The sequence below is a fragment of the Pseudomonas sp. GW458-11-26-14-LB4 genome, assembly GCF_059423925.1.
Window position 1 is genome coordinate 55988 of sequence record NZ_JBWKYU010000003.1, and the last position, 13280, is coordinate 69267.

At 60.4% G+C, this 13280-nt stretch carries 12 protein-coding genes; 4 read left to right on the plus strand and 8 right to left on the minus strand.

Translation table 11 applies throughout. From position 1 onward, the window contains the following. The first annotated feature begins 370 nt into the window (after positions 1-370). Complete coding sequence (locus tag AC07XZ_RS05340; protein ID WP_085745811.1) at positions 371-904, plus strand: hypothetical protein; 534 nt, start codon at positions 371-373, stop codon at positions 902-904. A gap of 40 nt (positions 905-944) precedes the next feature. On the opposite strand, the gene AC07XZ_RS05345 is transcribed toward AC07XZ_RS05340, so the two are convergent. The 6 genes from AC07XZ_RS05345 to AC07XZ_RS05370 all read right to left on the minus strand — a co-directional run bounded on the left by AC07XZ_RS05345 (position 945) and on the right by AC07XZ_RS05370 (position 8406). After that, a complete protein-coding gene (locus AC07XZ_RS05345; protein ID WP_102686259.1) occupies positions 945-1889 on the minus strand; it encodes a GNAT family N-acetyltransferase in 945 nt (314 codons plus the stop codon). Further along, positions 1889-3178, minus strand: a complete 1290-nt coding sequence (locus tag AC07XZ_RS05350; protein WP_102686258.1) for a phenylacetate--CoA ligase family protein — start codon at positions 3176-3178, stop codon at positions 1889-1891. The genes AC07XZ_RS05345 and AC07XZ_RS05350 overlap by 1 nt, the downstream gene beginning before the upstream one ends. Next, complete coding sequence (locus AC07XZ_RS05355) at positions 3162-5612, minus strand: aldehyde dehydrogenase family protein (protein WP_102686257.1); 2451 nt, start codon at positions 5610-5612, stop codon at positions 3162-3164. Before AC07XZ_RS05355 ends, AC07XZ_RS05350 begins: the two co-directional genes overlap by 17 nt. Before the next feature lies 1 nt (position 5613). Further along, a complete protein-coding gene (locus tag AC07XZ_RS05360) occupies positions 5614-6744 on the minus strand; it encodes a LuxE/PaaK family acyltransferase (protein WP_102686256.1) in 1131 nt (376 codons plus the stop codon). Positions 6745-6759: 15 nt separating this feature from the next. Further along, complete coding sequence (locus AC07XZ_RS05365; protein ID WP_102686255.1) at positions 6760-8007, minus strand: MdfA family multidrug efflux MFS transporter; 1248 nt, start codon at positions 8005-8007, stop codon at positions 6760-6762. A gap of 261 nt (positions 8008-8268) precedes the next feature. Then, positions 8269-8406: a hypothetical protein gene (locus AC07XZ_RS05370; protein ID WP_007957554.1), complete on the minus strand. Its 138-nt coding sequence runs from the start codon at positions 8404-8406 to the stop codon at positions 8269-8271. 157 nt (positions 8407-8563) lie between these two features. Between AC07XZ_RS05370 and AC07XZ_RS05375 the strand changes: the two genes are divergently transcribed. Further along, a complete protein-coding gene (locus tag AC07XZ_RS05375) occupies positions 8564-8752 on the plus strand; it encodes a hypothetical protein (protein WP_102686254.1) in 189 nt (62 codons plus the stop codon). Positions 8753-8770: 18 nt separating this feature from the next. Here the strand turns inward: AC07XZ_RS05375 and AC07XZ_RS05380 are convergent, their stop codons facing one another. Continuing rightward, positions 8771-9148, minus strand: a complete 378-nt coding sequence (locus tag AC07XZ_RS05380) for a fe2+ zn2+ uptake regulation protein (protein ID WP_085745805.1) — start codon at positions 9146-9148, stop codon at positions 8771-8773. Positions 9149-9442: 294 nt separating this feature from the next. On the opposite strand from AC07XZ_RS05380, the gene pvdQ reads away from it, so the two are divergent. After that, positions 9443-11779 carry a bifunctional acylase PvdQ gene (gene pvdQ / locus AC07XZ_RS05385; protein WP_102686253.1) on the plus strand — a complete coding sequence of 779 codons (2337 nt, stop codon included), beginning with the start codon at positions 9443-9445 and terminating at the stop codon, positions 11777-11779. A 62-nt stretch (positions 11780-11841) separates the two neighbouring features. On the opposite strand, the gene AC07XZ_RS05390 is transcribed toward pvdQ, so the two are convergent. After that, positions 11842-12843, minus strand: coding sequence for a FecR family protein (locus tag AC07XZ_RS05390; protein WP_102686252.1), 1002 nt, complete (start codon positions 12841-12843; stop codon positions 11842-11844). 153 nt (positions 12844-12996) lie between these two features. On the opposite strand from AC07XZ_RS05390, the gene AC07XZ_RS05395 reads away from it, so the two are divergent. Next, on the plus strand, positions 12997-13266 hold the full coding sequence (locus AC07XZ_RS05395; protein WP_085745803.1) for a PepSY domain-containing protein: 270 nt from the start codon (positions 12997-12999) through the stop codon (positions 13264-13266). Positions 13267-13280: the final 14 nt, after the last annotated feature.

A 13280-nucleotide genomic window follows, 5' to 3' on the forward strand; every position in this document is an offset into this window, starting at 1 on the left:
TGAGCAGGGATTCTTATTGTGGGCAGGGGAAACAAACAGCGCGGGTTTCCTAACGTATCGTCGGGTCTTCGGGAAGCTTTAGGTACTTTCGTCCTAAAAGAGGCGATCCCGACCAAAGGAACGTATCGGGTCTGATACACGATAACTAACCGTCCCGAACATTAGAGCAATAAACCCACTTTCATCACATTGTCATGAACGCTCTAGTCCCATGTTTATGGGCTGTTGACGGTTTGTATCGTGAATGTACAAAAATTGTAAAAAAGTGCAGAAAGGAGTTGGTGCCATTAGTTTGCCGGCCGATACTCCGGGCAACTCAAAAGTCGTTCAACAAGGAATTTTTCATGTTTTCCTCGCAAGGAGCTTGCTCATGACTATCGGATATACCGGTGCCTGGCAACCCAAGGCGGGTTTGCTGGTTCGAGATACAGGAAGCTCGAGCAAACCGGTTTCTCAAAGTGTGAAGGTCAAGCAGATGCTGGCCCTGGTCGGCAACGACCCCACCGCGATCAGTACCGCAGAGATGGACAAGCAGGGTCTGCACAAGAACATCAAGGGTTTCGATCCCACCAATGTTTCAGCCAAGCAATTGGGCAGCCTCAGTGCAATGTTGCGTAGCCGGGGCCTGATTTCCGAGATCACGTCCATGACCTTGCTCAATGCCGGCGACAAGTTCGATCGCTTCGGCATCCAGAAGGATCCGGATGCCAAGTTCAATGCGCTGGAATATTTCGCGACACAACTGGATACCATCCAGAACAACAATCTCAAGGGCAACAAGTACGCGAATACGTTGATCCCCGAGTACAAGAAAGCCATTTACGTACTGCAGAACCTGCAGACTTACGGTCAGGGCGGGGAGCGCAAGCCTCCTACCGATCAAGGTGTCAAAGCCAAGGCATGATAGACAGGGCCCGCCCCGGTAACGGGGTGGGCCCTTTCGTTTATGGGCGATTGCCGCAAGCGTGGAGTTTTGGGAGCAAGGCGACCTGCCGCTGCATCCCGTCATGCAACCGCTGCATCTGCGGGCAATGCAGCGTCAAGGATTTTGGCTGGAAACCGCGATGAAAAAGCGCCAGCCATCCTGCACTTCTGTCATCGGGCGCCAGCCCGCTGAACACGAACCCCATCGTCGATAACCGGCGCCAGGCATTGTCAAACCCTTGTGCCAGCCTGAGCCTGATCGAAATCAGCCAATGTCCGGGCAGTTGTTGCAGCTGCTTGATCAAACTGTCGTCCACTTCACTGAAAATCCCGTCATATCGCCCCCATCGCTGTTCCAGCTGCGCCGGTGCGCCGACCCAGGGCGACACGTTCGACCGCGTTCCGAACACGTCGCACATCTGCTGCATGAACTCACGGCATTCGTCCGGCCAGGTCAAGGCCGGCAGCGGGCGCTGATAACCATCGACCGGGGCGTAACCCATTACCAGCGATTCCGTCACCGCGCCGCCAAAGGGCGACGGTGCATGGTCGGGCAACAAGCCGGTGTTGTGAAAACCAAGGCCGGCAGCCATTTTCTGGGTGTAGGGATGATGGGTCATTTGCTTGATCGTGACCCCCTGATATCCCAGCGCCTGCGCATGGATCAGCAACTGTCGACTCAGTTGCGTGGCGACGTTTTGCCCACGGATCTGCGGATCCACCACGCTCAGTGCCAGTTCGGCGAGGGACGATTCTTTGTCGAGAATCAATGTGGAATGCCCAGCCACTTGACCGTTCGCCACCGCCACCAACGAGTGCCAGCGGCCGTCGGCATGGTTCTGGCTGATCATCCGGGGCAGATACACATGCGGCTGGGCGTAATGGTCGCCGTAGATCTTTCTGAACAGGCGACTGACCGCCGGAGCGTCACTGGTGCGGTAGCCTCGCAGGGTGATCGCTTCCATCAGCAAGGCTCCTGGCCAGTGCCGTTGTAGACGCGCCGATCGAGCACACGTTGACGCTTGCCGGAGCGTGGATGGCGTGCCAGTTCCTGAACCTTGCAGCAGCGAATCCGCAATACCAGCAGGTGATCGGCGCTCAGTTGCTTGATCAACGGATAGTCTTCGATCAAGGCACTGTGCAGCGTCTGGTCGGCCTCAGCGTTCACAGGTGTCAGGGCGTCCGGCGCCCAGTGCAGGCTCAGGATATCCATGGCGCCGTCCTGCTCGATCACCAGTTGCCAATCATCGCTGCCGGTGACGCGCCATACGGTGTCGCCGATCGATTGCGGCAGCAGGTTCAGAATGCCCACCCGCACGCGCTGGCTGTCGGCGCAGCGGCCCATCAACGCGAACTTGCGCCGGGGCGTTCCCGACGGCTCTCGCCAGCAAGCACGATCGCCCACCGGGTAGCGGATCAGCGGCATCAAACGGCGCGTGAGATTGGTCATCACCAGGCGCCCGACCCGGTCGCATTCATCAATCACTTCACCGGTGTGCTCGTCGAGAATTTCCAGCACACCGTGACTTTCGGGGATCCGATGCTCGCCCAGGGCACAGTCACGATGGCTGGCGCCAATGAATCCGGCATCGACACTGGCGTAGCCGATGGAGGCCACCCGGGCCTGGGGAAACACTCGCGCCAGCAGCTGCAACTGAGCATCAAACAGGCTTTCACCGGCGTAGAGCAGGGTGGTGACTTCCTTCAGAACCCGGCCGTGTTGTTCGAGCCATGCTGCGAAGGTCAACAGGTGGGCAGGCACGCCGGCCAGGACATTGATCCGGTGCCGGGCAATCGCATCGGCCAGGACACTTGGGTCGATATGGCCGGTGAAGGGAAACTCGATAACCTCCGTTTGTACATGCGCCAGCGCATCGTGGGTAAAGATGAAACTGGCATACAGGTCGCCGACGAAAAACAGGTTGGCGACGCGGTCGCCGGGGCTCAACTGCGAGCTGAGACTGCGACCGAAGTCCGCCACCAGCGTCTGCCATTCCTCGCGCCGGAACAGTGAAAACTTGCCGGCACTGGTAGTTCCTCCCGTTTTGAGGATCAGCGCGTCATTCAAAGGCGCCGTCATGACAGGCCAGTGGTCTAGGTCATGACTGCCTTTCCAGTAAGCAACGGGGTCAATCACCGGCAATTGTTCCAGCGATGTGACGGGCAGGGAAACGTCGGCGAAGTGGTTCGCATAAAAGCCCGAATGCTCTCGTGCAAACGTGACCAGTTCTTGCAGTTCAAATTCTGTGTTCATGAGCGGCTCCTTGCCTGTTTGCGCGGGGACCGACACCCCGATTGTCGATCAGCAGCGGTGTCTTGCCGCTGTGTTTGTTACGGGTAAATCCGTCGCTGCAGCAGACCTCCACGTCCACGGTCAGAAGACCCGTCTGGATGAGCGTGGCCAGCGTCGGATACTCCAGCAGGCGACGCTGAACATCATCGGGTTGCCGTGGACTGCGAAAGCGCATGCGCTCGAGTCCGTCGGGGGCATGTTCGAGGATCAGCTGGAACTCGGTCTGCAGGTGCTCCGCCAGTAGCGCCAGGCAGATGAAGTCCGTGCCGATGCGCATCAACCTGCCGTGACGTTGCAGCAGTTCGAAACGCGGCGTGGGCAGCCCGCAGTCACACAGACCCGGAATCCAGCGACCGCTGTCTCCGACGTCGTAGCGCTGCACGTCCTGCCCTTCACGTTCGATGGAGGTGAATACCAGACGCCCGGTTTCACCGCCGATCACCGGCTGATCGGCCTCGAATTCGACGATTTCCAGGTGCTGGATATCGCTCATCAGATGAAACACGCCATCGCCGGTGGCCGGGCAGGCATGGCCGAGCGGCCCGGCGTCGACACTGCCGTAAACGGCCGATCGGATCAGCCCGACGCCACAGTCGCGCATCAGCGCAAGGCTTTGTTCACCGGGGTGTTCGCCGCCGAGGAAGACCTTTTCGATCCCGCCATATTCGCGCAGCCGTGCTTGCTCATTGAGGAACAGACGGTTCAGGGTGCTGGGCATGCCGACCAGCACGGTGACGCGTTGGTCGATGATTATCTGCGCGATCTCGCGGTAATCGTCATCGGCCGGCGCGCCCATCGGCAGGTGCGTGGTCCCCAACATTTCCAGCACTTTGGAAAAACTGAAGAAACCGCCATACAGCCCGCCACTGAAGAACAGGTTCATCACCCGGTCGCGGCTCGGGTCGAGACCCGCCGCGAACAAACCGTCGGCGGTGGCGCGCATCTGTCGATCAAAATCGCGGTAGCTGTAGCCGGCCAACGCCGGGGTGCCGCTGCTGCCGCCGGAGCGGAAGTACAAGCGGGCCGCCGGATGGATCGGGCGGGTGACAAAGGTGTCCTTGCTCATGATCGGCAGATCGGCCAGGCAGGGTGGTGTCGGCAGCAGATCAAGCGTGGCGCGGGTTATCAGCGCCGTGGCCGGCAGGCTGACCGACACGCGCCGGCTCAAGCGTTGCAAGGCATACACACCGTCGTGGGGTTCTCCTTCGTAGCCGTCGTGAATCAATTGCACCGGGGTAACCCGTGTAACGCCCGCAGCGATCAGCGTTTGAGCCAGTTCGGCCATTTCGTGTTCGGCACACATCAGCGCGGCGCTTTGCAGCACGTTTCGCCAAGGCAAGAGCACCTCGCAGGCTTGCGCGCGCGGCAGGGGTTTAAGCAACAGGCTGCGAAACAGCGGCGAGGGGCCGAGTGTCTGGTCGTGGCTCCAGATGACGCGCCAGTCCGGTGTTTGCCAGACCTGACCGCTGACACCGGCAAAGCAGTGAGCCAGTCGCGCCATCGCCGTGCGGGTGGTGATTTCCGAGGCCTCCTGAATCGACGGCAACAGGGCTGGCCAGTGTCGGGCGCGGCGTTCGAACGCCTCGGCAAGGCCCTCGCCGATTGAACGCAAAACGTTTTCATCGTCACTGTCCACCAGCAGCCATTGCGGGCTGGAGCAGGCCTGCTGATCGAGGCGGCAGACTTCATCGGCCACGGCGTCCAGGGCTTGCGGCGTGACCGCTGCCGGTGTCAGGTAGATGAAGCTGATGCGGTGGCCCCAGTCGATCCAGCGACAGCCGGGCGCCAGTTGCTGGCGGATGGCTTGCAGTGCTGATTCACCGCCCCACGCTGAAACGCCGTTGGCCTGTTGGCACAGTTGACCGATCTGGGCCGTGCTGGCCGGAACGACGGCGACATGCGCGGCGATCTGGCCGGTCGCATCGCACTGCGCCAATTCATGAAGTAATTGCGCCGTCACACCCTGATCGCTGCTGCTGGGGCGCAACCAGTTGACGTTGCCGGCCAGCAGGCCTTCGATCACCGCACAGAAAGCCAGCAGCGGCGCATTGCCGGGGGTGATGTGGACCACCAGGCCCAGCGGGCTCCAGCGTTCAAAGCGTGACTGGCGATAGTCGAGGCGACGCAGGCTGCCCGGTTGCTCGCCGAGCTCGCGCTCAAGCTTGCACCGAAGGCCAGCGGGTTGGCAGAACTCGATCAGTGACTGACGTTGCTCGGCATCGATGGGCAATGCCCTGTGCGGGTCTTGCAGACGTTCGGCAAAAGTGGCTGCTGCGCCAAGCACAGTCGACGTGTCGAGCGCCGTGGCCAACCGTTGTGGCAAATCCGGATAAAGTTGTTCCAGTGCGAATTCCAGAGTGCAGTCGTTGTGAAGCATTCCGTTGATCAGGTACATATCAATGCTTCCCCAGCAGTTCAGAGGCGGCCAGGGCGCAGCTTCGACCGGCCGTGGTGGCGGCGCGGCCATGCAGTTCGAACCAGTCGCCGGTCAGCCCGCAGCCGCAACTGGCGCCTGGATGCAGGGTGGCAAGATCGCTCATGACCACCGCGTGCGCGGGGCTCGATGAGATGTAAGGCGAAACAAAGCTCAGCAAGCCCTGACGACCGTAAGGCTGAACCGTAAAGTCAGCGGGATGGCGCACGAAAACCTTCGAATAGACCGGTACATGGAAACGGTGCTGAGCACACTCTAGATAAGGCACCGCATGCTCGACGGCGCCGTAGCCGTCACGGCAGCGGGACATCTCGATGCCCAATTGGCGGTGAATGCGCTCGTACAGTTGCTGGCGGGGAATCTCTTGCGCCGCGTGGGTTTTCCAGCCGCCGCCAAACAGCGTCAACGAGCCTTGCGCCAGTTGCAGATCAGCCATCCCGGTCGCCTGCATGCGTTGCAGGGTCTGCCAGAGAAACGCCGGGAAGCCGAAGATCCGCACCGGCAAACCTTCTTCGGCGAAGGACTGCAAGGCAGCGATCACGCCAAAGCCGTCGAATTCATGACCACCGCCCGTACGGCGCAGTGCGTAGGCCACACGATTGATGGGGGCGAAGCGGCATAGAAACTGATCGGTGAATGACGTTCCCAGGCTGATGCTGCCCTCGGGTTCATAGCTCAGCAGCAGGTAGTTGCACGGAGTGTGCGGGGTGTCCCAGTCATAGTGCTGGAAAATCCGCTCGACCATGTTCTGGGCCGCCCCCAGGCTGCGTTCGTCGTAACGCATGCGGCTTTTCTCGCCACTGGTGCCGGAGGAGGTGAGTTCCAGCGCATCCATCCCGGTGGGGCTGAGCAGGACCTGGCGCTTGAAATAACTGGCGAAGATCGGCGGAAGGCGTGACCAGTCATCTAGATGGTCCAGGTCACCTGCGTTCAGGCCGTTGGCATTCAACCAGTGTTCGTATCCCGGAGTGTGCTGGCTGTGAAACCGGCTGATTTCGGCCATGGCCTGGTTAAACAGTCCGTCCGGCACGGAATCCGGGCAATAGGGTTGCGTCAACGCGCAGAGCGCGTCGCTGTGGGGGAAGTGAATCATCAGGCGTCCTTGTCGTTATGTTGAAGAGGCGGAATCTGCCGGGACGTGTGGCAGAAACCGGTACAGCAGGGGCAGGCTGAGCAGACCGCCCAGTGCCGCCCAGAGGGCGAAGGATTCGAGACGGGTGCCACCTCCGATGGCGGCAATAAGCGAACCACCTATCCCCATCACGGCAATCGAAATCATGCCGATCGCGGCAGACACCAGGCCTTTACTGTCATCGCTGGAAAACAGTGCCAGCCGGTACAGCGCGGCGTTGCTCATACCCAGCCCCACGGCATACAGCGCAAGACCGGTCATCAATCCGGCAAGCGAAAGGCTGGTCACCGCGGTGGCGATCAGGGTCAGCAAACCCAGGCAGAACGGCCAGAGCGCCAGACGAATCAGTTGCGGCAGATCCCGCAAGGCCAGCAGTCGATCAAGGATCAGATTGCCGACAATGACTGCCGAGAACACCGGAATCTGCCACAGCGCATATTCGCGCGTGGTCAGTCCCAGTAACTGGACGAGCAGCAGCGGCGCCAGTCCGATCCAGGCAATCAGCGGCAGGCTCATCAAACCCAGCGCCAGGCAGATGCCGACAAACCGGTGATTGCGCAGCAGTGCAAGGTAGCGACTGCTGATCTGGCGAAATGAGAAAGGAATCGGTGCTTGTTGACTACCATCGTGGCGCAAAACGCCGATCGTCTCTGGCATGCAGACATGCAGTCCGATCCAGGTCAGTGCCGCGATCAGGCCCAGACCGAGAAACAACTCGCGCCAGCTCAGCCACTCCAGCAGCAGACTGCCGAGCAGCGGGCCGAGCAGGGGCGAAAGCAGGGCGACATTGCCCAGCAGCGCCATCAGGCGCACCGCATCGGCCTCGCAGAAGACTTCCTGAAGCGCGGGGTAGCTGACCGCTACGACAAACCCCAGTCCCATGCCTTGCAACAGTCGCAGGGCGTTGAACACTTCGATGCCGGGTGTGGCGACAGCCGCCGCACAGGTCACGCCGAACAGCGCACAACCGCCCAGCAGCAGCGGGCGCCGGCCGAACCGGTCGGACAGCGGCCCGATCAGCCATTGCAGGCAGACACCGCCGATCAGGTAAAGATTGAACGCGTTGGGGATGTGAGCGGCATCGGCTTCGAGATCCCGGGTGACGGTCAGCATGGCCGGCATGACCATGTCACTGGCCATGTAGGTCAGCCATTCGAACAGCGTGATGGCCAGACAGAACCCGAGCGCCCGGCGCGGCGGGAGGTTGATGAGAGTTCTTTGCATGCGCTTCCAGGATCTTTGAGAGGGAGCGCAAAGGGTAGGGAGGGGAAGTCATTGTTCCTACGTCGTTGGTGTGACGGTCTGTGACTTCGTTATGCGTGATGTTGCAGAGGGACACTTTCTTGCTTGCACAGGTGAAGCGCCCTACAGCCTTGATCGCCGATCGATAAAAAAAGCCCACATTCCTGTGGGCATTTTTCCTGACGCTAAAATCCGTTGTTGCATTTGAATGGACGGACGCTGGCATCCTTTCCGTGAGATGACTTAACGATGGTAGTAATAGCCCGGGCCAGGCCCATAGTGGCGATGATCGCCATGCCAGCCGCCGTGGGGAAAGATGATGCAGCCGCTCAGGGTGAGCAGTGCAAGGACAGGAATCAGCCAGGTGATTCGACGCAGCATTTCAAGGATCCTCATGGTTGACGCCGTTTGAAGCCAAAGCTCTTCATCGGCTGTAACATGAGACCCCGTTTACCGCGGCGCATCCCCGTCAAACGGTATGCGCATGGCATCAACGCCGATACAAACCCGATACATTCCAACGGTTCAGGAACCTGTAATGACCCATAAGCAACGCTTGATATATTCGATTCTGATCGCCGTCGCCGTACTGCTGATCATGCTCGGCCTGTCCTGGCTGCAAAACGTCGGCAAGCTCAGCGAGCAAACGTTCCAGTACATCGCCATCGGTGTGGCTGTGGTGGTCGTGGTGATCAACGGCGTGATGCGCCGCAAGGTCAAGCCCTGACGGCGTCTGCCGGGTGCTTCAATCGTTGTTGAGCACCGCGGCAGCCTGGGGATGGAGGCTATAGCTCTTGTCGTCGTTGAACGTGATCACGCCTTCGGCACACAGACGCTTGAGCACTTCACGCACGCTGAGGAAGGACAACGGAATGTCCAGATCCAGCAGCTGGCTATGCACCCCGCGTACACCCAGGCGACGGTCGTCCTCGGCGGCGACCAGCAGGGTGTCGATGACTTTGAGGCGAATCAGACTGGTGCGCAGGCCGAAGCTTTTGAGCAGCAAACGGATGCGCTCATTGCCGTGACGCTCGACCCGTTGCCCGAATACGTCGACGTGCGAACCCATGGGCGCTCCTTGTGGGGTCTGGCTACCTTCCGATGGTAGGGGTGGGTTGTACATGCGATTACTCCTTTCAGAGCCTGATCAGGAAAGGTTTTTTGTGCTCTCTCTAAACAAGACGTTTCAGCTCGACAAATCATGAAGCGAAAAATGTAGAAAATTTGTCGTCGTTTCGTCTTTTCCCCGTGATTACGGTTCGAGACGGATGTGTGGCCGACTAAATTTTTTTTCCGCGGCTTCGTTTTCTGGACAGGCTCATTGCGCGTGACGCGTGGGTGATTTCAGAGCGAGCCGGGCCCGACGTGTTCACGGTGGCGGGCGGTTCGCTCTTCGGCATTTCGATCAGGAGCGAGCGTGACTATTTCCAGGCAATTCACCGGACTGACCCTTGCCGGCCTGTTTCTCGGGCTGAGTCTGTCGGCGCAGGCATTCAGCCCTTCCCGCCAGACCGGCGCCGATATCCGTCGCACAGGTTTTGGCGTACCGCACATCCGCGCGGAAAACGAACGTGGTCTCGGGTTCGGCATCGGTTATGCCTATGCGCAGGACAACCTGTGCCTGCTGGCCAACGAGATCGTGACGGTCAATGGCGAGCGGTCGCGGTATTTCGGGCCGGAGCAGCTGACCGTCGAAGAGCGCGAGAACCGCGTCAGCGACGTGTTCTTCCAGTGGCTCAATACGCCGCAGGCCGTGAATGCCTTCTGGCAGGCGCAACCGGTGGAAGTGCGTGATCTGGTGGAAGGTTATGCCGCCGGCTACAACCGTTATCTGGCCGAGCGCCGTCAGCAGGGACTGCCCCAGCAGTGCCAGGGCGAATGGGTGCGCGACATCGCTGCCGAAGACCTGGTGAAGCTGACCCGTCGCCTGCTGGTCGAGGGCGGTGTCGGCCAGTTCGCCGAAGCTTTGGCGGGCGCTACACCGCCACAGGCCGCTGCGCAGATTGAAAACGATGCGCGTGCTTACCAATTGGCGGACACGCGTCTGCAACGCTTCGCGCTCGACCGTGGCAGCAATGCGGTGGCGGTCGGCAGCGAGCGTTCGTTCAATGGCCGCGGGATGCTGCTGGCCAACCCGCATTTTCCGTGGGTCGGCGGCATGCGCTTCTATCAGATGCACCTGACCATTCCTGGCAAACTGGATGTGATGGGCGCGGCGCTGCCGGGCCTGCCGATGATCAATATCGGCTTCAATCAGCACCTGGCCTGGACCCACACCGTCGACTCGTCCAAGCATTTCACCCTGTATCGTCTGCAACTCGATCCGAAGGATCCGACCCGTTATCTGCTCGACGGCCAGTCCCTGCCGATGAACAAGCAGACGGTCACGGTGCAGGTCAAACAGGCGGACGGGCAGGTGGTGCCGGTCCAGCGGGATGTCTACAGTTCGCAGTTCGGCCCGATCGTGCAGTGGCCTGGCAAGCTCGACTGGAACAATCAGTACGCCTATAGCCTGCGCGATGCCAACCTCGACAACGACCGGGTGCTGAAACAGTGGTACGCCATGAACCGCGCCGGCAATCTCAAGGATCTGCAGGATTCGGTGCATACCATCCAGGGCATCCCGTGGGTCAACACCCTGGCTGTGGATGACAAGGGCCAGACGCTGTACATGAACCTGTCGGTGGTGCCGAATGTCAGTGCCGACAAACTGGCCAGGTGCAGCGACCCGCGTATGGGCCTGCAAATGATCGTGCTCGACGGCTCCAGCAGCGCCTGCGCCTGGGACATCGACCCGCAAGCCGCACAGAAGGGCATTTACGCGTCCAGCCAACTGCCGCAACTGTTGCGCAAGGACTTCGTCCAGCACTCCAACGACTCGGCGTGGCTGGCCAACCCGGCGCAACCGCTGACCGGCTTCTCGCCGCTGATCAGTCAGGACGGCCAGCCTCTGGGCCTGCGCTCGCGCTTTGCGCTGGATCGTCTGGCGACCCTGAGCAAGAAAGGCCCGGTGTCGGTGCAGGACCTGCAACACATGGTGATGGACGATCAGGTGTTCCTGGCGACTCAGGTGGTGCCGGATCTGTTGAAGTTCTGTGCTTCCCAGCCTGAGGCAGCGCTGAAATCGGTGTGCAGCAGTCTGAAAGCGTGGGATGGCCGGGCGAGTCTGGAGTCGGGCATCGGGCTGGTGCATTTCCAGACCATCATGCAAGCGATGCAGGAATCGCCGCAGGCCTGGCGTGTGGCGTTCGATCCGAAGGATGCGCAACACACCCCGCGCGGACTGGCCATTGAAAAGCCCGAAGTGGCCAAGGCACTGCGCGAGGCCATGCTGGCGTCGGCCGAGTCCGCCACCAAAATGGGCCTGACCGAGAAAACCCGTTGGGGCGATGTGCAGGTGGTCAGCAGTGGAGGACAGCAAACGCCGATTCACGGTGGCCCGGGCACGCTGGGCATCTACAACGCGATCCAGAGCGTGCCCCGTGAAGACGGCAAGCTGGAGGTGGTCAGTGGCACCAGTTACCTGCAAGTCGTGACGTTCGACGACAAGGGGCCGCATGCCCAGGGTTTGCTGGCGTTCTCGCTGTCCAGTGATCCGGCGTCGAAGTATTCCCGCGACCAGACCGAGGCGTTCTCGAAGAAACAGTGGAGCGTGTTGCCATTCACCGAGCAGCAGATCAAGGCAGATCCGCAGTATCAGGTGCAGACCGTGCGTGATGATCTGGAAAAGGCGGGGAAAGTCGCGGCGCAGTAATCAGCTGTTCAACCCGTCGATAACCGCAAAAGCAGAAGGCCGCTCCCTCACGGGACCGGCCTTCAATTTTTTGGCGGTTGCTGCGGCATCGGGTTGATCACCGGGTTGCCGTCCTTGTTGCGAGTCAGGAACACCGGCAGCACCTTGGGCATCGAGCCGGCGAAGCTGTTCAGCTCCTTGATGTTGTAAATGCCGCCGACCCGGATCGATCCGGTCGCGCTATCGGCAAGCATCAGAGGTTTGTCCAGGTAACGGTTGATCAACGGCAGCGCGTCGTTCAGCGCCAGGTTGTCGAGTACCAGTTTGCCGTTGCGCCAGGCCAGCGAGTTGTCGCTGGCATAGGTCTGGCTTATTTGCGGCATGAAGTCGCCGTGTCGGTAGCGAGCCTGCATCGAAGGGCCGAGGCGCAGGCCATCGCCTGGCAGCTGAGCGTTGCTGGTGACCAGTACCGAACCTTCGATCAGGTTGACCTTCACCTGATCCTCATACATCCAGACGTTGAAACGGGTGCCAGTGACGCGAATCCTGCCTTCTGCAGCCCTGACGACGAAAGGGTGGCTCAGGTCATGGCTGACTTCAAAGAAGGCCTCACCCTTTTTCAGGGTGACGCGACGCTCGTCCTTGAAATTGCTGTAGGTCAGTTCGGTGTTGAGGTTCAGCTCGACCTGACTGCCGTCGCCCAAAGTGACGTGGCGCACATTGTCGGTGGCGGCGAAGTGCTGATAGCTGTTGGGCAGCCACCCCAGATTCCACCCGGTCCAGGCCGCCAGCGGGAGCGCCAGCGCGCAAACGGAGGCGGCCACCGCGTATTGGCGCCACGTCCGGGCCGGCGGAGTGATCGGTATGACTACCGCAGGTTCCGGGCGTGGCAAATGTTCGGCGACATCCCAGATCTCCAGCATCGCCTCATATTCGAACGCGTGAAGCGGGTGCGCATCGCGCCACTGGTCGAACGCCTGCCGCTCTTCAGCGGTGCAATCGACGGCGTGCAGACGCATGCACCAATGCGCGGCGGCATCGGTGATCGCATCGTATTCGGCTTCCGAGAGGGTGTTCTGGGTCATTGACTCATCCTGATTTCCCGCATTCTAACCTCGGGGGGAGGTGCCGAGAACAACCGTCATGGCAATTACCCATCAAACGTGGAACTTTTTTTCGCTCAGACGCCCCAAAAACCAGGACGTCCCGCGAACATTAACCATAAATGGAGTGAAAAAATGATCAAAAGAACCTTGGCCGCTTTCGTCGCAACCGCCAGTCTTCTGAGTGCAGGCGCGGCACTGGCTGACCGTCCTGGCGCAGGATGGATCACCATCGAGAAGGCCATCGAGATCGTCAAGACCAAGGCCGGTTATGTCGAGGTCTACGAGATCGAGGCCGACAATGACGGCTATTGGAAAGGGGAAGGGCGCAAGGCTGACGGTGTGGTGTACGAATTCCGCATCGACGGCGCTTCGGGCAACGTCCTGCGTGACCAGAAGGACTGAGTCTCACGGTTGTC

Coding starts and splice junctions, on each gene's coding strand:
- AC07XZ_RS05340 (WP_085745811.1), top strand. CDS start 371: ATGACTATCGGATATACCGGTGCCTGGCAACCCAAGGCGGGTTTGCTG.
- AC07XZ_RS05345 (WP_102686259.1), bottom strand. CDS start 1,889: ATGGAAGCGATCACCCTGCGAGGCTACCGCACCAGTGACGCTCCGGCG.
- AC07XZ_RS05350 (WP_102686258.1), bottom strand. CDS start 3,178: ATGAACACAGAATTTGAACTGCAAGAACTGGTCACGTTTGCACGAGAG.
- AC07XZ_RS05355 (WP_102686257.1), bottom strand. CDS start 5,612: ATGTACCTGATCAACGGAATGCTTCACAACGACTGCACTCTGGAATTC.
- AC07XZ_RS05360 (WP_102686256.1), bottom strand. CDS start 6,744: ATGATTCACTTCCCCCACAGCGACGCGCTCTGCGCGTTGACGCAACCC.
- AC07XZ_RS05365 (WP_102686255.1), bottom strand. CDS start 8,007: ATGCAAAGAACTCTCATCAACCTCCCGCCGCGCCGGGCGCTCGGGTTC.
- AC07XZ_RS05370 (WP_007957554.1), bottom strand. CDS start 8,406: ATGCTGCGTCGAATCACCTGGCTGATTCCTGTCCTTGCACTGCTCACC.
- AC07XZ_RS05375 (WP_102686254.1), top strand. CDS start 8,564: ATGACCCATAAGCAACGCTTGATATATTCGATTCTGATCGCCGTCGCC.
- AC07XZ_RS05380 (WP_085745805.1), bottom strand. CDS start 9,148: ATGTACAACCCACCCCTACCATCGGAAGGTAGCCAGACCCCACAAGGA.
- AC07XZ_RS05390 (WP_102686252.1), bottom strand. CDS start 12,843: ATGACCCAGAACACCCTCTCGGAAGCCGAATACGATGCGATCACCGAT.
- AC07XZ_RS05395 (WP_085745803.1), top strand. CDS start 12,997: ATGATCAAAAGAACCTTGGCCGCTTTCGTCGCAACCGCCAGTCTTCTG.